Origin of the sequence: Aureibaculum flavum (genome assembly GCF_016406085.1) — a bacterium.
In the GTDB taxonomy this organism is placed as follows: domain Bacteria; phylum Bacteroidota; class Bacteroidia; order Flavobacteriales; family Flavobacteriaceae; genus Aureibaculum; species Aureibaculum flavum.
The window spans coordinates 1-21443 of the sequence record NZ_JAEHFJ010000005.1 but is presented as its reverse complement, the minus strand read 5'-3'; the positions used below and the strand labels follow the sequence as shown (position 1 = coordinate 21443).

General features: G+C 32.0%; 23 protein-coding genes. 12 read left to right on the top strand and 11 right to left on the bottom strand.

Annotation, left to right across the window (positions count from 1 at the left end; translation table 11 throughout):
- Positions 1-146: 146 nt before the first annotated feature.
- The gene (locus tag JBL43_RS10910; protein WP_117879720.1) at positions 147-437 is read right to left on the bottom strand and encodes an HU family DNA-binding protein; all 291 of its coding nucleotides are present in this window, start codon (positions 435-437) and stop codon (positions 147-149) included.
- Positions 438-571: 134 nt separating this feature from the next.
- On the opposite strand from JBL43_RS10910, the gene mutY reads away from it, so the two are divergent.
- From mutY to JBL43_RS10885, 5 genes are all read left to right on the top strand, one after another.
- Entirely contained in the window at positions 572-1609 is a 1038-nt protein-coding gene (mutY, locus tag JBL43_RS10905; RefSeq protein WP_198841484.1) for an A/G-specific adenine glycosylase, read from the top strand.
- A gap of 62 nt (positions 1610-1671) precedes the next feature.
- Entirely contained in the window at positions 1672-2109 is a 438-nt protein-coding gene (locus JBL43_RS10900) for a single-stranded DNA-binding protein (protein WP_198841483.1), read from the top strand.
- A 21-nt stretch (positions 2110-2130) separates the two neighbouring features.
- On the top strand, positions 2131-3447 hold the full coding sequence (locus JBL43_RS10895) for a gliding motility-associated protein GldE (protein ID WP_198841482.1): 1317 nt from the start codon (positions 2131-2133) through the stop codon (positions 3445-3447).
- On the top strand, positions 3431-3997 hold the full coding sequence (gene gldD / locus JBL43_RS10890) for a gliding motility lipoprotein GldD (protein WP_198841481.1): 567 nt from the start codon (positions 3431-3433) through the stop codon (positions 3995-3997). Before JBL43_RS10895 ends, gldD begins: the two co-directional genes overlap by 17 nt.
- A 12-nt stretch (positions 3998-4009) precedes the next feature.
- Positions 4010-5068, top strand: coding sequence for a COX15/CtaA family protein (locus tag JBL43_RS10885; protein ID WP_198841480.1), 1059 nt, complete (start codon positions 4010-4012; stop codon positions 5066-5068).
- Between the two features lie 66 nt (positions 5069-5134).
- Here the strand turns inward: JBL43_RS10885 and JBL43_RS10880 are convergent, their stop codons facing one another.
- Both JBL43_RS10880 and JBL43_RS10875 read right to left on the bottom strand, forming a co-directional pair.
- The gene (locus tag JBL43_RS10880) at positions 5135-5452 is read right to left on the bottom strand and encodes a hypothetical protein (RefSeq protein ID WP_198841479.1); all 318 of its coding nucleotides are present in this window, start codon (positions 5450-5452) and stop codon (positions 5135-5137) included.
- Positions 5453-5540: 88 nt separating this feature from the next.
- Positions 5541-5918 (bottom strand): heavy-metal-associated domain-containing protein, encoded by a 378-nt coding sequence (locus JBL43_RS10875; protein WP_198841478.1) that lies wholly within the window; start codon positions 5916-5918, stop codon positions 5541-5543.
- A 226-nt stretch (positions 5919-6144) separates the two neighbouring features.
- Here JBL43_RS10875 and rplU point away from each other — a divergent pair, with 226 nt between their 5' ends.
- The 4 genes from rplU (at position 6145) to dut (ending at position 9090) form a co-directional block, all read left to right on the top strand.
- Entirely contained in the window at positions 6145-6825 is a 681-nt protein-coding gene (gene rplU, locus JBL43_RS10870) for a 50S ribosomal protein L21 (protein ID WP_198841477.1), read from the top strand.
- A gap of 39 nt (positions 6826-6864) precedes the next feature.
- On the top strand, positions 6865-7125 hold the full coding sequence (rpmA, locus tag JBL43_RS10865) for a 50S ribosomal protein L27 (protein ID WP_117879729.1): 261 nt from the start codon (positions 6865-6867) through the stop codon (positions 7123-7125).
- A gap of 85 nt (positions 7126-7210) precedes the next feature.
- Entirely contained in the window at positions 7211-8662 is a 1452-nt protein-coding gene (locus JBL43_RS10860; RefSeq protein ID WP_198841476.1) for an oligosaccharide flippase family protein, read from the top strand.
- Positions 8659-9090, top strand: a complete 432-nt coding sequence (gene dut / locus JBL43_RS10855) for a dUTP diphosphatase (protein ID WP_198841475.1) — start codon at positions 8659-8661, stop codon at positions 9088-9090. Before JBL43_RS10860 ends, dut begins: the two co-directional genes overlap by 4 nt.
- 76 nt (positions 9091-9166) lie before the next feature.
- Here the strand turns inward: dut and JBL43_RS10850 are convergent, their stop codons facing one another.
- From JBL43_RS10850 to JBL43_RS10825, 6 genes are all read right to left on the bottom strand, one after another.
- Entirely contained in the window at positions 9167-9841 is a 675-nt protein-coding gene (locus JBL43_RS10850; RefSeq protein ID WP_198841474.1) for a LysE family translocator, read from the bottom strand.
- Positions 9842-9925: 84 nt separating this feature from the next.
- On the bottom strand, positions 9926-10978 hold the full coding sequence (locus tag JBL43_RS10845) for a ferredoxin--NADP reductase (RefSeq protein WP_198841473.1): 1053 nt from the start codon (positions 10976-10978) through the stop codon (positions 9926-9928).
- Positions 10979-11037: 59 nt separating this feature from the next.
- The gene (locus tag JBL43_RS10840) at positions 11038-11475 is read right to left on the bottom strand and encodes a TPM domain-containing protein (protein ID WP_198841472.1); all 438 of its coding nucleotides are present in this window, start codon (positions 11473-11475) and stop codon (positions 11038-11040) included.
- Between the two features lie 92 nt (positions 11476-11567).
- On the bottom strand, positions 11568-12155 hold the full coding sequence (locus JBL43_RS10835; RefSeq protein WP_198841471.1) for a LemA family protein: 588 nt from the start codon (positions 12153-12155) through the stop codon (positions 11568-11570).
- Positions 12156-12166: 11 nt separating this feature from the next.
- Positions 12167-12496, bottom strand: a complete 330-nt coding sequence (locus JBL43_RS10830) for a MerR family transcriptional regulator (protein ID WP_198841470.1) — start codon at positions 12494-12496, stop codon at positions 12167-12169.
- Complete coding sequence (locus JBL43_RS10825) at positions 12496-13467, bottom strand: M23 family metallopeptidase (RefSeq protein WP_198841469.1); 972 nt, start codon at positions 13465-13467, stop codon at positions 12496-12498. The genes JBL43_RS10830 and JBL43_RS10825 overlap by 1 nt, the downstream gene beginning before the upstream one ends.
- 122 nt (positions 13468-13589) lie before the next feature.
- Between JBL43_RS10825 and alaS the strand changes: the two genes are divergently transcribed.
- Together alaS and JBL43_RS10815 are read left to right on the top strand one after the other, a co-directional pair.
- The gene (gene alaS / locus JBL43_RS10820; protein ID WP_198841468.1) at positions 13590-16196 is read left to right on the top strand and encodes an alanine--tRNA ligase; all 2607 of its coding nucleotides are present in this window, start codon (positions 13590-13592) and stop codon (positions 16194-16196) included.
- A 187-nt stretch (positions 16197-16383) separates the two neighbouring features.
- Positions 16384-17322: a GSCFA domain-containing protein gene (locus JBL43_RS10815; RefSeq protein WP_198841467.1), complete on the top strand. Its 939-nt coding sequence runs from the start codon at positions 16384-16386 to the stop codon at positions 17320-17322.
- A gap of 1 nt (position 17323) precedes the next feature.
- Here JBL43_RS10815 and JBL43_RS10810 read toward each other — a convergent pair whose 3' ends face one another.
- Together JBL43_RS10810 and JBL43_RS10805 are read right to left on the bottom strand one after the other, a co-directional pair.
- Complete coding sequence (locus JBL43_RS10810) at positions 17324-17629, bottom strand: rhodanese-like domain-containing protein (protein WP_117879740.1); 306 nt, start codon at positions 17627-17629, stop codon at positions 17324-17326.
- Between the two features lie 173 nt (positions 17630-17802).
- A complete protein-coding gene (locus tag JBL43_RS10805) occupies positions 17803-19986 on the bottom strand; it encodes a glutamine synthetase III family protein (protein ID WP_198841466.1) in 2184 nt (727 codons plus the stop codon).
- Between the two features lie 233 nt (positions 19987-20219).
- Between JBL43_RS10805 and JBL43_RS10800 the strand changes: the two genes are divergently transcribed.
- A complete protein-coding gene (locus JBL43_RS10800) occupies positions 20220-21236 on the top strand; it encodes a glutamine synthetase beta-grasp domain-containing protein (RefSeq protein ID WP_198841465.1) in 1017 nt (338 codons plus the stop codon).
- Positions 21237-21443 lie beyond the last annotated feature (207 nt).

Genomic DNA, 21443 nt, shown 5'->3' with positions numbered 1-21443 from the left:
TTCAATAAAAGAAAAAATAGCTTATGCTATTTTTTCTTTTTGTGTCTGTTTTGTCTACTTCTCTTTTTACGCTTATGAGTAGAAATTTTACTGCGTTTTCTTTTTTTACCACTTGGCATAATCTATATCTGTTTTATTGTGAGTACTTATTTAACGGGTACATTTTTCTTAACACCTTCTACAAAAACTTTTGCTGGTTTAAAAGATGGAATGTTATGTGCCGGAATTTTAATTGTAGTATTTTTAGAAATGTTTCTACCAGTTTTTTCAGCTCTAGTTTTTATAATAAAACTTCCAAAACCTCTTAAATATACATTTTCGTCATTTTCTAATGAATCTTTTACTTCCTTCATAAAGTCTTCGACTACTCGTAATACATCAACCTTTTCAATACCAGATTTTTCGGAAATACTGGCTACAATCTCTGCTTTTGTCATGCTAATTCTATTTTATTTTTATTATATGTGTATTTTAAAGGGTGGCAAAGATAAAACAATAAATCAATTTTAACTAGCCAATCTGTTAAAATTTAACGGTATAAATCCTTAATTTTGCGTGTTTTAATAAAACTATGGATTTTTCAAAAATATTAACGAAGTGGTATTTACAAAATAAACGAGATTTACCTTGGCGTAATACCGTTAATCCATATTACATATGGCTATCAGAAATCATACTACAACAGACAAGAGTTAACCAGGGACTAGCCTATTATGAAAAATTTATTGTTACGTTTCCTACAGTTTTTGATCTCGCTAAAGCAAATGAAAACACTATTCTTAATTTATGGCAGGGCTTAGGATACTATTCAAGAGCCAGAAACTTACATTTTTCAGCAAAATACATAGTCAATGAACAAGATGGGAAATTTCCTACCACATATAAGGACATTTTAAAACTAAAAGGCGTTGGCGATTATACCGCATCAGCAATTGCATCAATTTGCTATAATGAACCACATGCAGTAGTGGACGGCAATGTTTATAGAGTATTAGCACGTTATTATGGTATTGACATACCTACCAATAGCACTGAAGGCATTAAACTTTTTAAAAAATTAGCACAAGAACTGATAGACCTTAAAGATCCAGCTACGTTTAATCAGGCCATTATGGAGTTTGGAGCCATACAATGCAAACCAAAGAATCCTGATTGCACCATTTGCCCTTTTCAAAATTCCTGCAAAGCCAAGGAAGAAAAAAGGGTTGAGATTCTTCCCATTAAGGATAAAAAAATAAAAGTTACCAAAAGATTTTTCAACTACATAGTATTAATAAGTCCTACGGACAGGACATTATTAAACCAAAGAAAACAAAAAGGTATTTGGATGAACCTTTATCAATTTCCCTTAATAGAGACCTCTAAAGAAATTGACATTAGTGAATTAATCAAAATGGATGAACTTCATGAAATAACAAATACAAGCAACAACGACATCTCATTGTTTAATAAGAAACCTATTATTCATAAATTATCTCATCAACACCTAACTGTAAAATTTTGGGTAATAAATTCAGGTAAAGAAATTGAAAACAGCATTCCTATCAGCGAATTTGATAAGTACCCAGTACCTATTCTAATTCATAATTTTGCAGAAGCCTATTTTTAACTATTGAATTTATATTTTTAAGATTTTTATTTTCATTATCTTTGACACACAATTTTATTATCATGGCAGGTACATTAAATAAAGTAATGTTGATTGGACATTTGGGAGATGAGATAAAAATGCACTTTTTTGAAGGTGGCAACGCTATTGGCAGGTTTCCTGTTGCTACAAATGAGACCTATACAAACAGACAAACTGGTGAGCGAGTAACAACTACTGAATGGCACAACGTTGTGGTGAGAAACAAATTAGCTGAAATATGTGAAAAATATTTGAGTAAAGGCGATAAAGTATATGTTGAAGGAAGGATAAAAACCCGTCAATGGGATGACCAAAGTGGAAACAAACGATATTCAACAGAAATTCATGCTGTAGAAATGACATTTTTAACTACTAAAAAAGATTTAGATAATAGCCCTTCTAAACCACCAGTTAATCAAACTACAAAACCAAAAAGTGATGAAACTCCTCAAGAAACTGATGATGATTTACCATTTTAACTTTAAATAAACCATATAATATTGGATCCTGAACCCTCGAGTTTGCTTTTATTAAATACTATCAATTGGTCTTTTACAATCGGATTAATTGCACTTATTGTGCTACTCTTAATTTCTGCATTAGTTTCAGGTTCAGAGGTTGCCTTTTTTTCACTTTCAAAAACAACATTAAATGAAGCTGAAGAATCTAAAAAAACGAACCTGGTTACTACACTGTTAGGACGTCCAAAAAAACTGTTAGCAACTATCCTAATAGCAAATAACTTTGTAAACATATTAATCGTCTTGCTTTTTGCCTATTTGGGTGATTTTTTCTTCGGTAGTATAATCAATAGTGGTTTCCGATTTTTACTCGAAGTAATCTTAGTCACATTTTTAATTTTACTTTTTGGTGAAGTACTTCCCAAAGTTTACGCGAACAGAAATGCATTAAAATTCGCCACTTTAATGGTCACTCCAATTAGTATTTTAAATGTACTACTTACTCCTTTAAGCATCCCATTATTAAACTTAACAAGTATTATAGAAAAAAGGTTGGGTAAAAAGAATTCAGATTTTTCAGTAGAAACGTTGTCTCAAGCCTTAGAATTAACCTCTGAAGAAGGCTCTTCAAAACAAGAACAAAAAATCTTGCAAGGCATTGTTACATTTGGCAATACTGAAACTGTACATGTAATGTGCCCTAGAACAGATGTCTTTGCTTTACCCGAAAGTGATACTTTCGCAGATGTAGTTGCCAAGGTCATTAAAAACGGACACTCAAGAATACCTGTTTATCATGATAATATTGATGAGATTACGGGTGTTTTATATTCGAAAGACCTTTTACCACACCTTAATAAGAAAACATTTCAGTGGAAAAGGGTAATGCGTAAACCCTTCTTTGTTCCTGAAAATAAAAAATTAGATGATTTACTTAAAGAATTTCAAGAAATGAAAAATCATCTAGCCATTGTCGTTGATGAATATGGTGGCACTTCAGGTATTGTAACCTTAGAAGATGTAATTGAAGAAATAGTAGGTGACATTAGTGATGAATTTGATGACAATGACTTGAGTTATTCTAAACTTGACAATAACAATTATGTTTTTGAAGGTAAAATTGCATTGAAAGATTTTTATAAAGTATTGAAAATTGACGATTCTATATTTGAAGAACATAAAGGCGAAGCTGAGACTTTGGCAGGATTTATACTTGAAATTAACGAAAAATTTCCTCTTTTAAATGAGCAAATTATGTTTGAAGATTACAAATTCAAAATTGAAGTGCTAGATAAAAAACGTATCAAACAAATAAAAGTGACAAAACCCACCATTCAAGATGTTACAACAACTTAAAAAAATTACAGTATTCGCAGTAATAGGATTATTACTTTCTTCGTGTTCCAATGAGGATTATTTGCCAAAACCAAAAGCATTTTTACGTTTGGCTTATGCTGCCCCAAACTATAAAGAAATAGCCTCAGACTGTCCTTATACATTTGAAGTACCAGACAATACGCAAACAAAGTTTAATGAAAAATGCTGGATAAACATTAAATATCCAAATTTAAAAGCATCACTTAATATTACCTATAGAAGTGTAGAAAACAATTTATCAGAACTTTTAAGTGAAGCTGAAAAATTGACCTACAATCACACTATAAAAGCAGATAATATAATCACTAAAGATTATGAAAATACAGAATTTCAAAAATACGGTGCGTTACGAGAAGTAATTGGAAATGCAGCGTCTTCTTTGCAATTTCATCTTACAGACAAAACAGGTCATTTCATTACTGGAGCCCTGTATTTTGAAGCAAAACCAAATTACGACTCTATATTACCTGCAGTAAAATTTATAGAAAAAGATATAGAACACATTATGGAAACCTTAAGTTGGAAATAAATTTGAATTAAATTGACTACCCAGAAATACAAATACACGAAAACCATTAGAATATGGTTAATTTTAGGATTAGTTATGTTAATTGGACAAGTAGTTCTTGGCGGCATAACAAGATTAACAGGATCTGGACTCTCCATAACCCGCTGGGATATTGTTAGTGGAACAATACCTCCTTTAAACCCTACACAATGGCAAGAGGCATTTGAACTTTACAAAGAGACGCCTCAATACCATAAAATAAATTCTCATTTCGACTTAACCGATTTTAAATTTATTTTTTTCTGGGAATATTTTCATAGACTTTGGGTTAGAATATTGGGCTTTGTTTTTTTAATTCCGTTCATTATATTTATTATAAGAAAACAAATTAACGCATACTTAATAAAACGATTGCTTTTAGTTGTGCTATTTACAGCACTTACAGCTTCAGCAGGATGGATTATGGTAAAGAGCGGATTAGTAAACCGACCTTGGGTTAATGCCTATAAGCTTACTTTACACTTCATGCTTGCCCTAGTAAGTACCACTTTTATGGTTAAAACAATTGCTGATGTATATAATTATAAAAGTACTTCAGAAAAAAAATCGAGTATTATTCTTCCAATTTTTATCGCTATTACATTTATCCAAATGATATTTGCGGGTTTAATGGCGGGTATGAAAGCTGGTTTGTACTATCCTTCCTGGCCAGATATGAATGGTTATTTTTTACCTGAAGTAATGCAGAGCCTTGAAAATTGGAAATGGATAAACCTAACAAACTATGATACTTTTACCTTTGCACCTGCATTAATTCAGTTCATTCACCGCTTATTAGCTTATGTATTAGTTATCTTTACTCTTTATCTGTTCGTTATTTATAGAAAGTCCGTTTCTAAACTTTCGAAATTCTGGTTAAATTTCATTTCATTCTTAATTTTAGGACAGCTTCTTTTAGGAATATTGACTGTGTTAAATATAAATCCTGGTATACCATTATCTTATGGAGTACTGCACCAATTGGTTGGTTTACTATTCTATATTAGTTTGTTCTTTTTCTACTTCTCATTACGAACCAACAAAAATGTTTAATTTTAAGGCATAAAAAAAGGCTTCCAAATTGGAAGCCTTTTTTATAGTGTTTTTTGTTGTTAAGAATTAGTTACTCACTGCTTCTTTAACATCATTTGCTTTTGCTTTTACAGCATCAACAGTTTTTTCAGCACCTTCTTTAACACCTTCAACAGCGTTTTCAGCACCTTCTTTTAAATCTTCAGCTTTAGCTTTAACAGAGTCAATAGCCTCATTAGCTGTGTCTTTTACATCTTCAACAGCTTCATTAGCTGTATCTTTAATGTCTCCTGCTGTTTCTTCTACGGTATCCATAGCGTCACCAGCTTTGTCTTTTGCTTCTTTACAAGAAACAGCAATTAAACCTACTAGAGCAATTGCAAAAAATCCTTTAAGTAATTTCATTTGTTTTTAAATTTAGTTTTTAATACGTTAACGAAACGCAAAATAACTAATAATATTTCACATGAACAAAGGTTTTTTTCCGTTTTTTCTATTCAGCCTTTTTAACTTCAATTACTTTGTATAAATCTCCGCCAGCAATTTGCTCTACAATATCAACTATCTCATCCTCAGTAATCCTATTAGAGTCAAACTCAACAACACCTCTTTTATTTTCGAAATTAACCTCCGCCATTTTAACTCCTTTTGTCTTTGAAAGCTTCGATTGTATAGTTCTAGCACAACCAATTTCACATGTCATTCCGTCAATTCCTAATGAGATCTTCTCTAAATTTGCAGCAATATTTTCATTATCGCCATCGGAATTATGACTTCCGGCAACATTATGTACATTCGTTTTAGAATTATTTCCGCATGAAAGAAATACACATACTGTAATAAGGAGTACTATTGGTTTTAGAAATTTCATTTATTTATAAATTTATATCACAAATTTAATGAAAAAATCAGTTTTACACCTATATATATAGAGTCACATTGTTGATATTAACATTATTATAACAGATGGCCAAATTAAACAATTAACATTTTTTACAATTCACATGTTGCTTATTTATAAAATAGAAGTATATTTGCACTCATTTTCAAACAAGCAAAACCCTAAACAATGGGTTTTCAATAAAAAACATTAATTTATGTACGCAATTGTAGAGATAGCAGGGCAGCAATTTAAAGTTGCTAAAAACCAGAAGGTTTTTGTACATCGTTTACAAGACAAAGAAGGTTCAGAAGTTACTTTTGATAACGTTCTTTTATTGGATGATGGCAAAGTAACCATAGGTGCCCCAGCTATAGAAGGTGCAGCAGTAACTGCTAAAATCCTTAAACACCTTAAAGGTGACAAAGTAATCGTTTTTAAGAAAAAACGTAGAAAAGGTTACAAAGTAAAAAATGGACACCGTCAATATTTATCTGAAATTCAGATTGAAAGTATTGTAGCTAGTGGTGCTAAAAAAGCTAAAAAGGAAGCTCCTAAAAAGGAAACTCCAAAACAAGCGGAACCAAAAGTAGCGGCAACTCCGAAACCAGCAGCTAAAAAAGCTCCTGTTAAAACGGCTAGTGCTGATGATTTAAGAAAGGTTGAAGGTATTGGTCCAAAAATTGCTGAAATTTTTGCTGAAGCTGGTATTGATACTTTTGCTAAATTAGCAAAAGCTTCTCAAAAAGAATTAAAAGCTATTTTAGAAGGTGCAGGTTCAAGATATGCATCGAAAAATCCTGGTTCATGGCCAAAACAAGCAAAAATGGCTGCTGAAGGTAAATGGGATGAGCTTAAAAAATGGCAAGACGAAACTAAAGGTGGTATTGAAGCTTAATACCTCAAAAAAATATTTAACAATTTAAAACTATAAATCATGGCACATAAAAAAGGTGTAGGTAGTTCTAAGAACGGTAGAGAATCAGAATCGAAACGACTTGGCGTTAAAATATTTGGAGGTCAAGGTGCTATTGCCGGTAATATTATTATCCGTCAAAGAGGTACTAGTCATCATCCAGGTGAAAATGTATATATGGGAAAAGACCATACATTACATGCAAAAGTTGATGGTATTGTAAAATTTACTAAGAAAAGAAACAATAGATCTTACGTTTCTATTGTACCTATTGAAGCTTAACAGCTCTTTAATATAGAATATATAAGCCCTTACCATTTGGTGAGGGTTTTTCTTTTATATTTGTATCTACAATAAAAAATTAAACTTGAGTTCGTTACAACGATTTTTTAAAGACACCATTATATACGGAGTAGCTGCGGTTTTACCCAGAGCGATCAATATAATTTTAACAAAACTCCATACAGAAAAGTTAGAATCAGCTAAATTCGCCGAAAACACATGGTATTTCGTTTTTGCAGCCTATTTTATCGCATTTTTAACTTTTGGTTTAGAAACTGCTTTTTTTAGATTCTTCTCAAAAGAGAAAGAAAAAGGCAAAATTGTTTCCACATCTTTCATTACTTTAATAGCTTCTACTCTACTTTTTTTAGTTGTTCTCTTGACTTTCAATAATCAACTATCTCATTTGTTAGGTTTTGAAAACCCCATACATCTAAAAATATTAACATTTGTTACCGCTTTTGACTTGCTAGTTGTTATTCCTTATGCTTATTTAAGGGTGACAAACAGACCCATAAAATTTGCTTTCTATAGAATATCAAATATTATTATTTATGCCTTCTTTAATTTATTCTTTTTATGGTTTATACCTTATGCCATAAAAAATGGCATTGACTTACCCTCATCAATTATAGAGTTCTATCAAAGTACACCTACAGTTGTCTTTATATTTATAGCCAACTTAATAGCTAGTTTTGTTACCTTCTTGATGTTATTGCCTTCTATGTTCAAATTTGGATTTGAGTTTGATAAAAAAATACTTTTAAGAATGTTAGCCTATGGCGTACCGATAATGATTGGTGGCTTAGCATATACAACTAATGAGAATTTAGACAAATTATTATTAGGCGATATAATTGGCAAAGACCAAATGGGTATATACGCGGCTTGTTATAAATTAGGCGTATTTATGACCTTATACATTACAGCTTTTAAACTGGGAGCTGAACCCTACTTCTTTAATCAATCTGACAAGGCAAATGCGAAGCAGAATTATGCTAAAATATTAACGTGGTTTACGATTATTGGTGCCTTTTTCATGTTATTTGTAGTTGTATATATAGATTTTTTAGCGAGTTTTATAATCGCTGATGAATATTTTGGAGCACTAGCCATTGTTCCAATTATACTATTGGCCAATTTATTATTAGGAGTTTATAATAATCTATCAGTGTGGTACAAATTAACCGATAAAACTAAATACGGTATGTATTTTTCAGTGATTGGAGCCCTCATTACCGTTGTTTTAAATTTAGTGTTTATTCCAAAATACGGATTTATGGCTTCCGCTTGGGCAACATTAATTGCATACGCTAGTATGACACTTCTTTCTTATTATTATGGTAAAAAATATTATCGAGTACCTTATAAAATGAACAAAGTATTACTTTACATTATACTTTCATTTGGCTTATCCGTAGTATCATACTATCAGTTTAAGTCCAATTATTACATATCCACTATATTCGTTTTAGTATTTATTAGTATTATTTACTTTAACGAAAAAAACGAAATTAAAACCATCTTCAGAAAATGATTGTAAAAATTATCAATAAGTCAAAACACCCATTACCTAACTACGAAACTATTGCTTCTGCTGGAATGGATTTGAGAGCAAATATAGAAGATTCTATTACCTTAAAACCCTTAGAGAGAGCTATTGTAAAAACAGGTCTTTTTATTGCCTTACCGATAGCCTATGAAGCTCAAGTAAGACCTAGAAGTGGTTTAGCTGCTAAAAACGGCATTACAGTTCTCAATGCTCCTGGTACTATTGACGCCGATTATCGTGGAGAAATTGGTGTTATTTTGATAAACCTATCGAACAAAGATTTTATTGTAAAAGACGGAGAGCGTATCGCTCAACTTGTAATTGCACAATATACTCAGGCAAAATGGGAACAAGTAGAAATTTTAGATGAAACAAAACGAGGAGCAGGAGGTTTTGGGAGTACAGGTAAATAATGATTAGAATTTAATGACCGAAGGAAGATTTTAAAATTATATCTTCAATCAATTTATTGAAATAATACACTGAAGCTTATTCTGAGATACTTTTCTCTATAACGTTATCAATTTGCTTTTTTGCTTTATCTGGCAATAAGGATTGTGCCGCAAGAAACAGTCCAAATACCATTAATGCAATACCCATACCCCTTTTAATTTTTCTAATAACGATTGGAGTTAGTTTATTCTTTAATTGTTTGGCAAGTAAAATTTTAAGTAAATCCGTAATAAAATAAGCTAATAAAACACCCGCAAAATAAGTAAAAATTCGAGAGTCGTCCATTTCCAATTGTGGACTCATAACTACAATCATTCCTAACCAAAAAGCTAATACTCCAATATTAATAAAATTCAATAAAAACCCTTTAAAAAACAATCCAAAATAGTTGTTTTTTTCTACCACAACTAAGTCATTATCCGTTATAACGGGCTTTCTACGTTTAAAAAATATGAGGAGTCCGTAAACAAATAAAATTCCACCACCTAGTAAAAATAATCTAGGGTCATCTTTGATTTTTTCTAATAACGTACGACTTCCAAAATAAGAAAAATACAGAAAAATAATATCTGCAATTATGACACCAATATCAAAAACCAACGCGGCTCTAAACCCCTTTGTTGCACTTGTTTCTAGCAATACGAAGAAAACTGGGCCTATCATAAATGCAAGACCTATTCCAATGGGTATAGCATTTATAATATCATTCATAGGTTATATATGTTTAGCGTTTGCAACAAATTTATTTCTAACAATTTTAAATTTAATAATGCGTTTTAAAAATTCATTATAGATTTATACATCGTCATAATCAATGCTTATAGTAGCCGTTGTTGGATGTGCTTGACAAGTTAATATCAATCCTTCCTCAATTTCTCCATCGGTTAAGATAGCGTTTTTATCCATCACTGCCTTACCCTCGGTAACTTGTGCCAAACATGTACTGCAAATACCTCCTTGACATGAGTATGGAGCATCTAAACCTTTTTTCAATGCAACTTCTAAAATAGTTTTTCCTCTATCCATTTCAAAAGTATGTTCTTCATCATCTAACATTACTTTAACGGTAGTTTTACCTTCAATATTGGCATCTCCAATTTTTTCATCAACATTCGTTGAAAATAATTCAAAATGGACATTTTTTTCTTTCACTCCCTTATCTAATAAATTTGACTTTATCAAATTTATCATAGGTTCTGGTCCACAAAGAAAATAATCATCGAATGTAAGCTCTTTACACTTATTATCTAAAACAAAGTCTAATACAGAAGTATCAATCCTTCCAAAAAGGGCATCTTCTTCTTTATGCTGACTGAATACATATTGTACGGTAAAACTAGTTGGGTATGCCGACTGAAGTTCATCAATTTCTTGTTTAAAAATAACATCTTCTATAGATTTATTACCATAAACCAATACGAAATGACTTTCTTTTTCCGTTTCTAGCACCGATTTTACCATAGATAAAACAGGTGTTATACCGCTACCAGCTGCAAAAGCCATATAATTTTTTTTATGCTTACTGTTTGGCATTAAGTCAAACCGACCTTCTGGTCTTGAAACTTCTAAAACATCACCAACGGCTAAATCATTTACAGCGTATTTAGAAAACAGACCATTATCAACCTTTTTTACAGCTATTTTAAGGATATTACTTAGTAATGAAGAGCATATGGAATACGCCCGTCTAACTTCGTTATCGTTTAATACTTTTTTTATGGTTAAATATTGACCTGGTATAAACTTAAAACGTTCTTGTAGATCTTGAGGCACATCAAAAACTATGGAAACTGAATCTTTTGTTTCTTGCTGAATCTCTTTTACTGAGAGCTTATAAAATGTAGACATTAATTGCTTTTTTTAAAGCTGTAAAGTTAATAAAACCTCCTTAAAATATCGAATAATTACTAACTTAAAGATATAGAGTCTGGCAACTCATTTTTATCATCTTTTTGATACGGAAAATATTGTTTTAATTTCGCTCCTGTCTCAAGGATTCCTTCTTTTAAACCTTGTGTATAATTACCATCTTTAAAGGCCGTAATAACGCTATTTTTTACACTGTCCCAAAAATTATCTGGAACAGCGATATCAATACCTTTATCTCCTAAAATTGAGAATTTTCTATCGTCAACTGCAACATAAAAAAGCACTCCATTTTGTTGTTTTGTTTCATTCATTTTTAAAAAACGAAAGACTTCTCTGGCTCTTTCTAAAGGTTCCTTATCAGTAGTTTTCTCTAAGTGAACACGAATTTCACCTGAAGTATTTTGTTCCGCCAAGCGAATAGCTTCAATTATTTCTTGCTCTTCAGCTTTGGTTAAAAAATCTTCTACTTTAGACATAAATAAGGTGTTAAATTTTAATGTAAACCAGATTTACAGCTATGTAATAACTGACCACTAGTCAAAAGACTTTAAATTAATCTATTATCAGCCTATTTAAAATCAAAATCTACGTCTGGAGCGTTTTCAGAACCAGCATCTGATTTAAATAATGGTAGATGATTGAATCCAAAAACCTTTGCAAATAAATTTGTTGGAAATTTCTCTATATAATCTTTATATACAGTGGCTACTTCATTGAATCTATTTCTCTCCACATTAATTCTATTTTCAGTACCCTCTAATTGGCTTTGTAATTCTAAAAAATTCTGATTAGCTTTTAATTCTGGATAGCGTTCTACCACAACCATTAATTTACTTAACGCCCCTGAAAGTCCACTTTGTGCTTGTTGAAATTTAGCCATATTTTCTGGTGTTAAGTCACCAACGTTTATAGATGTTTTGGTAGCTTCGGCCCTTGCCTTGATTACACCCTCCAATGTTTCTTTTTCAAAATCAGCTGCCCCTTGAACAGTTTTCACAATATTTGGTATTAAATCTGCTCTACGCTGATAAGCACTTTCTACATTTGCCCATTGTTTTTCAGCTGCATTTCTTTTTGGAATAATAGAATTATAGGTATTTACGCCCAAAAAGACTAAAACACCGATGATTATTAAAGGAACTATCCACTTTTTCATTATATAAATATTTAGAGTTGATTTTTAATTTTCAGAAGTTCTCCTTTGATGGATTCCAAACGAGCAATAATGTCGAAATTATCTTTTATTTCTTCAGGTTTCGATTTCAATTTTTTACGAGCACCATCTAATGTAAAACCTCTTTCTTTCACCAAATGATAAATCATTTGAATATTTTTAATATCATCAGGCGTAAACATCCTGTTGCCTTTATTATTCTTTTTAGGCTTTATAACATCAAACTCCTTATCCCAAAAACGAATCAAGGAAGCATTTACATTAAATGCTTTGGCTACTTCGCCAATTTTATAATATCTTTTATCTGGTAAATTTATATCCATTAATCAAATGATTGTCCTTCTTGAGCAGCAATTTTTAACATTTCTTCAAACTCGTCAGGTGTTAAGTTACCATAATAGAAATTAATTGGATTGATTGGCTTTCCATTTTTATGCACTTCATAATGCAAATGTGGCCCTGAAGACCTACCTGTATTACCCACAAACCCAATAAGATCACCACGTTTAACTGTTTGACCTTGCTTAACATTGTATTTACTCAAGTGAGCGTAAATTGTTTTATAACCATACCCATGATCTATTTCTATATGCTCCCCAAAACCAGAAGCTCTATTATCTGCTCTGTATACTTTTCCGTTTCCTGATGCATAAATGGGTGTACCTGTAGGTGCCGTAAAATCCATACCCTTATGCATTTTTCTCGCCTTCGTAAATGGATCTGAACGCCATCCGTAACCAGAAGCCATACGCGTTAAATCTTCATTATTAACAGGTTGAATTGCCGGAATTGAGGCCAATAGCTTTTCCTTATCTTCAGCTAAATTAATTATTTCGTCCAAAGATTTTGATTGAATATAAAGTTGCTTTGAAAGAATATCCATTTTCTTACTTACATCAATTATCATTTCTGAATTTTCAAAACCCTCTAAAGATTTATATCTATTCACACCCCCAAATCCCGCTTTTCTTTGTTCATCTGGTATCGGGTTCGCTTCAAAATACAATCTATAAATATCGTTATCTCTATGTTGAATGCCATCTAAGACATTTTCAATTTGAGCCATCTTCTTATCCAACAATCCGTAACGTAATTTTAAATTTTCTAATTCACGCTTTTGAGCTTTCTCTTTTGGAGATTCTACAAACTGGAAGGAAATGAACATAAAGATTAAGCCAAAAGAGATTGCCCCCAAAAAAAACACTAGGAATTTTTTAAATTTATCGCGTTTACGTAACACCACTTTCTTATAAGATAGTGTGTCTGAATCGTAATAATATTTTACTTTAGCCATAGATTAAAATATGCTATTTTTGTAGCATTTAAAATGTACTTTAGAATTGCTTAACAAACAAAGTTACAAAATGTTTTGCAAATGAAAAGTACTTAATTTTTTTAGTTTATAATCAGTACAATATGACTTCACAAAAAATCAGACAACAATTTTTAGATTTTTTTAAAGATAAGCAACACAAAATAGTGCCATCGGCTCCCTTAGTTTTAAAGAACGACCCTACATTAATGTTTAACAATGCAGGTATGGTTCCTTTTAAAGAATATTTTTTGGGACAAAAAACGATAAAGAATAAACGTATCGCTGACACCCAAAAATGTTTACGAGTATCAGGTAAACATAATGACCTAGAAGAGGTTGGCATTGACACGTATCACCATACCTTATTTGAAATGCTAGGCAATTGGAGTTTTGGTGATTACTTCAAAAAAGAAGCTATTGGTTGGGCTTGGGAGTTATTAACGGAAGTCTATAAAATTGATAAATCAAAATTATATGTCACCGTTTTTGAAGGAGATAAGCAAGATAATTTAGATTTTGATCAAGAAGCTTATGATTTTTGGAAAAGTCACATTGATGAAGATAGAATTATCAATGGTAATAAAAAAGATAATTTTTGGGAAATGGGTGCTCAAGGACCTTGTGGACCTTGCTCAGAAATACATGTAGATTTAAGAACTAAAGAAGAAAAAGCTAAAATTCCAGGTAAAGATTTAGTAAATAAAGATCACCCTCAAGTGGTTGAAATATGGAATTTGGTTTTTATGCAGTACAATAGAAAAGCAGACGGTTCCTTAGTCGATTTATCTGCAAAACATATTGATACAGGCATGGGGTTTGAACGTTTATGCATGGCATTACAAGGCGTAACTTCTAATTATGATACTGATGTATTTACACCTTTAATTAGAGAAGTAGAAACCATTACAAATCACAATTACGGTAAAGACAATGAAACAGATATTGCTATAAGAGTAATTGTTGACCATGTACGTGCTGTTGCTTTTTCAATCTCAGATGGCCAACTGCCAAGTAATACAGGTGCAGGTTATGTAATAAGACGTATTTTACGTAGAGCAATACGGTATGGATTTACTTTTCTCGACCAAAAAGAACCGTTTATCTATAAGTTAACGAAAACCTTGTCCAACCAAATGGGCGACGTTTTTCCAGAAATAAAAAATCAGGAAGTATTAATACACAACGTAATTAAAGAAGAAGAACATTCTTTTTTACGAGCGTTAGACCAAGGGCTTTTACTATTAGATAGGATTATAGCTAATACGAAAGACAAGAATATTTCTGGAGGAAAAGCTTTCGAACTCTACGATACTTACGGTTTCCCTTTTGATTTAACACAACTTATTGCAAAAGAAAAAGGATATACAGTTGATGAAGATGGGTTTAATGCCCATATGAAAAAACAAAAAGACCGTTCTAAGGCAGCTTCTGCTGTGGAAACTTCTGATTGGGTTGTATTAGTTGAAGACGAAGAAGAGGAATTTATTGGTTATGACAGCTTGAATGCTAAGGTTAAAATTACCCAGTACAGAAAAGTTACTACCAAAAAAGATGGCGAAATGTATCAATTGGTATTTAACATGACCCCTTTTTACCCAGAAGGTGGCGGTCAAATAGGTGACAAAGGACATCTTGAAATGAGTAATGGGGACGTTATTTATGTTTTAGATACCAAAAAAGAGAACAATATAATTGTTCATTACACGAAGCATTTACCAAAAAACAAAACCGAAATATTTAACGCTGTAGTAAATAAAGAACAACGAAAATTGTCGGCTAGCAATCATACTGCGACGCATTTGCTACACCAAGCTTTACGGAAAGTATTAGGCACTCATGTGGAACAAAAAGGCTCTTTAGTGAAACCTAAATCATTACGTTTTGACTTTTCTCATTTTGCAAAAATTGAACCTCAACAACTTCAAGAAATAGAAGATTTTGTAAATGCTCGTATTCGTGAAAATCTACCTTTGGTAGAAAAACGCAACATCCCAATTCAAGAAGCTATTGACGAAGGTGCCATGGCTTTATTTGGCGAAAAGTATGGTGATAGTGTTAGAGCTATTAGATTCGGAAAATCCATTGAGCTGTGTGGTGGTACTCACGTTCAGCACACTGGTGAAATCTGGTATTTTAAAATAAAGTCTGAAAGTGCTGTTGCCGCTGGTATTAGACGAATTGAAGCAATTACCAATGCTGCTGTTGGCGATTATTTTGTAGAGATAGATGAGAATTATGAAGCTATAAAACATGTTTTAAAAAACCCTAAAGAACCTGTAAAGGCAATAGAAAACTTACAAGAGGAAAACGCTAATTTGAAAAAACAAATTGAAGGTTTTTTAAAAGATAAAGCCTCCAATCTAAAAGATGAATTAAAAGATAAAGTTCAACAAATAAATGGTGTAAACTTTATAAGTGCAGAAGTGAGTTTAGATGCCAATAGTGTAAAAGATTTAGCTTTTCAATTAGGCGGAGAAATTCAAGACTTATTTTTTATTGCAGGGTCTAATATTGATGGTAAAGCCATTTTGACTATTTATATTTCAAAAAACATTGCGAACGACAAGCTACATGCTGGAAACATAGTACGTGAATTGGGCAAACTAATACAAGGTGGCGGTGGTGGTCAAGCTTTCTTTGCAACAGCAGGCGGTAAAAACCCCTCTGGAATTAAAGAAGCATTAGAGAAGGCAAAAGGGTATTTATAATTAAGTTGATGTATTTGTTAATCCTTAATTTGTTTAATTGATAAAATCATCATTTCGATACGGAAAAGCCTATCAAAATCATCGTACCAATTCGCAATAGTATTTGGTACCCGGAATAACAAAATTAATGGAATTTCCGTATTAGAAATATTCAAGGCAATCTGTATTTTATTCTTAACATCATTCAATGAAACTAAAAACGGAAATACCTATTAAAAAACAGAGTAACCCAATTACATATGATAGCATTATCATTCTAATTGGCTCTTGTTTTTCTGATAATATTGGTGAGCAATTGAATTATTACAAGTTCAATACTATTGTAAATCCAAATGGTATTTTGTTTAATCCCGTTTCTATTGAAAACGCTATAAAAGACGCTGTTAACAAGCGAGAATACACCAAGGATGATCTTGTTTTTCATGATGGTTTGTGGCATAGTTTTAACCACCATTCTAAGTTTTCAGAACCTACGCCTGATGTATTAAAGAAGAATAAAAATGTAACTCAATTTAATAAATCTATTAAATCAGCGACTCATATCTTTATTACACTTGGTACCGGTTGGGCCTATCGACATTTAAAATCAAATACCATTGTAGCAAACTGTCATAAAATACCACAGTCTGCATTTAAAAAGGAACTATTAACTGTTACCGAAATTGAAAAAAGCTTGGTTTCAATACTTGAACTGGTAAAAACGGTAAATATAAAGGCTTCCGTCACCTTTACGGTAAGCCCTGTCCGTCATTTAAAGGATGGATTTATCGAAAATCAGCAAAGCAAAGCTCATTTGTTGACTGCCATTCACAACGTAATAAACAGCAATAATGTAGCCTATTTTCCAGCTTATGAAATAATGATGGATGATTTACGTGATTATCGTTTTTACAAACAGGATATGGTGCATCCAAATAAATTGGCTATCAATTATATTTGGGAAAAATTTACAGATGCTTTTATGTATGAGGACACTAGTAAAATAATGTCACAAGTAAATCAACTACAAAAAGATTTAGCACATAGACCTATACATCCACAAAGTGAAAGTCATCAAAAATTTCTTAATGCTACTTCAAAGAAATTAAAAACCTTTAAAGAAAACCACCCAACAATTATTTTTTAATTTACATGTGTTTGTCCACATTTTGCCAAGGACCACCATTAATACAATCAATACCGTGTTCTTTTAAAATACTTTCAGCACTTCCACTTCTTGCACCACTTCTACAACAAGTAATTACCGGTTTATTTAAGGCTTTAATTTCATCTATATGATTTTGGATAGTATCTAAAACAATGTTTTTTGAACCTTCAACATGACCTTCACTGTATTCTGCTACCGTTCTTACATCAATAACTACCGCCCCTTTTTTAAGGTATTCTTCTATATTATTACTACCTCCTGATCCAAATAAATTAAATAATCCCATATTTCTATTTTTAAGTTTAAGATTGCAAATGTAAGTATAAAATTGTTTTACATACTGTAACTCTTGTTACCAAAGTGATTAAGGTAATCAATTAAAATCTTGCCTATTTTTCTTTAATAACATAATAAATCCCGCTCAAGGCGGGATTTATTGTACTAATTCTATTTAATTTCTTAACGAGTAAAAAGCATTTCTCTATACTTAGTTAAGGTCCAAAGTTCATCATCAATCATAATTTCTAATTTATCACAATGGTATCTAATATCGTCAAAATAAGGCTTAACCTTATTACAATAAGCATCAGCAGCTTTTTGTCCTTCTAATTTATTAGCTTTCTTACGTTCTTCGATCATTGCGTTAATTTTCGAGTTAATTTCCGAAATATGCTCTGAAATTTCTCTAATTAATTTAATTTGCTCACCTGCTTCCTTTTTATAGTCCTGTTCAAAGATCTCTTTTAGTCCTTTTACATTTTCTATTAACATGTTTTGATACTTAACCGCTGTTGGTATAACATGATTTCTAGCAATATCACCCAACACTCTGCCTTCAATTTGAATATGCATTGTATACTCTTCTAATTCTATTTCATGTCTTGCCTCTACCTCCACCTTACTCATTACTTCCATTTCATCATAAAGAGCTAGTGTTTTTTTAGAAATTTGAGCTTTTAAAGCTTCTGGTGTTGTTTTATTATTACTTAAACCTCTTTTCTTAGCTTCTTTTTCCCATTCTGCACCGTAACCATTTCCTTCAAATAAAATTTTCTTAGAAGATTTAATATATTCTCTTAACACATTAAATATAGCCTCGTCTTTCTTTAAATCTTTCTTTTTAATTAAAGCGTCAACTTCTATTTTAAAATCTTTTAATTGCTTGGCAACAATAGTATTTAAAACAGTCATTGGTATCGCACAATTGGCGGTAGACCCCACCGCTCTAAATTCAAATTTATTACCTGTAAAAGCAAAAGGAGAAGTCCTGTTTCTATCTGTATTATCTAACAATACATCAGGAATTTTACCAACTACATTCAGTTTTAAATCTGTTTTTTCTTCAGGAGAAAGCTTACCATCAGTAACCCCTTCTAACTCTTGCAATACTTTGGTCAATTGCTCACCAATAAAAACAGATATAATGGCAGGTGGAGCTTCATTTGCACCTAGCCTATGGTCATTACTTGCAGAAGCAATAGTCGCTCTTAACAATTCCTCATTATCATAAACCGCCTTTATGGTATTGATAAAGAAGGTTAAAAATTGTAAGTTACTCATTGGTGTTTTACCAGGTCCTAATAAGTTAATACCAGTATCTGTAGAAAGTGACCAGTTGTTATGTTTACCTGATCCATTTACACCTGCAAATGGCTTTTCATGAAAAAGAACTTTAAAATTGTGACGAGAGGCAACCTTACCCATTACATCCATCAATAAAGAATTATGATCTACTGCTAAATTAGACTCTTCATAAATAGGTGCCAATTCAAATTGATTTGGAGCCACTTCATTATGACGTGTTTTAACCGGAATACCTAACAACATACATTCTGTTTCCAAATCACGCATATAGTTCAATGCCCGTGTAGGAATTGATCCAAAATAATGATCATCTAATTGTTGACCTTTAGCAGGAGAATGACCTAATAAGGTACGGCCTGTTAATATAATATCAGGTCTTGATGCTGCTAATGCTTTATCAATTAAAAAGTATTCTTGCTCCCATCCTAACGAAGCCGTTACTTTTTTTACATTTTTATCAAAATACTTACAAACTGCAGTAGCCGATTTATCAATTGCTTGTAATGCTCTTAACAATGGTGTTTTATTATCTAAAGCCTCACCTGTATATGCGACAAATATAGTTGGTATAGACAATGTTGTTCCAAAAATAAAGGCAGGAGAAGTTGGATCCCAAGCGGTATATCCTCTTGCTTCAAAAGTGTTTCTAATTCCCCCATTCGGAAAACTAGAAGCATCTGGTTCTTGTTGAACTAATTCAGAACCTCCAAATTTTTCAACCGCTAAACCATTACCAATAGTTTCAAAAAAGGCATCATGTTTTTCAGCAGTACCTCCAGTTAACGGCTGAAACCAATGCGTATAATGAGTTACCCCTTTAGACAAGGCCCAATCTTTCATAGAAGATGCTACTTGATCAGCAATTTTTCTATCTATTTTAGTGCCGTGCTGAATAGCACTCATAACACCTTGATAGGCTTCTTTAGTCAAATACTGACGCATTGTACTTTCATTAAATACATTTTCGCCAAATAACTCAGAACGTTTTATACTTTCATCAACCTCAACAGGTTTTCTATCTAAAGCCTCTTTTAAAGCATGGAATCTTAATACTGCCATAATATATAATTATTTAGTTTAAACAAATTTAGCGAATTTCACTGAAACTTATTATAAATATTTCTCAATTATATAGGGTTTTTTTTATATATATTTTACCTACCCCCCTAAATAAATCGGGGTATCTGTAAAAATATAGTATTAATGTCGATTTTCAATCCTCAAATTTCCATACTACTTTATAAATATTTATTTTTGTCTTAATATTTTAAAACTTAAAATACTTATAGATTATGGCTAAAATAAAATTAGAATACATTTGGTTGGATGGATACTTCCCAACACAAAACATGAGAAGTAAAACCAAAGTAGAAGAGCATGAAAATTTCAAGGGAACTGTTGAAGAAATAGGAAATTGGTCTTTTGACGGTTCATCTACGAAACAAGCTTCAGGTGGATCATCTGACTGTATTTTAAAGCCAGTTGCAATTTATCCTGACCCAACACGTATCAATGGTTATTTAGTAATGAATGAGGTTATGAACGCTGATGGGACTCCGCATGAGTCTAACGCACGTGCTACTATTGAAGATGATGATAATGATTTCTGGTTCGGATTTGAACAAGAATACTTTATAATGAATACGAGTACTGGATTACCTTTAGGTTTTCCAAGAGGTGGTTACCCAGCTCCACAAGGAATGTACTATTGTTCAGTTGGTGGTTTACATACTCATGGTCGTGATATCGTTGAAGAGCATGCTGATTTATGTATTGATGCTGGCTTAAACTTTGAAGGTATTAATCAAGAGGTTGCCTCTGGACAATGGGAATACCAATTGTTTGCTAAAGGAGCTAAGAAAGCAGGAGATGAAATCTGGGTTTCTAGATATTTATTAGATCGTTTAACTGAAGGAAAAGGAATGTACATTGAGTATCATCCAAAACCATTAGGAGATACAGACTGGAATGGATCTGGAATGCACGCTAATTTTTCAAATTCAATCTTAAGAACTTGTGGTTCTAAAGATAAGTATGTTGAAATATGTGAAGCTTTCCGTCCACTTGTAAAAGAACATATTTCTATTTATGGAGAATTTAATGATCAACGTTTAACTGGTAAGCATGAGACAGCTTCAATCAACGATTTCTCTTGGGGAGTTTCAGATAGAGGTGCCTCTATTCGTATACCAATTATCGTTGTAGATAATGGTTATAAAGGATGGTTAGAAGACCGTCGTCCATCTTCAAACGCTGACCCATACAAAGTTGCTGCAAGAATTATTAAAACGGTTAAACCAATAAAATAATCTTTCAACTTTTAATTATAAAAAAAACACCGCAATTGCGGTGTTTTTTTTATAATTACTGTCCCGTCCTGAAATAGCGATACACTAAAACTATAGTGTAATGAAAACAATAGCAAAGACGGGTTACGTCAAGCGTAGCCAAAAAGATTATTCGCTTTCTTTCAAGCTTCAATTGGTTGAAGAAATTGAATCTGGCCAACTTAATAG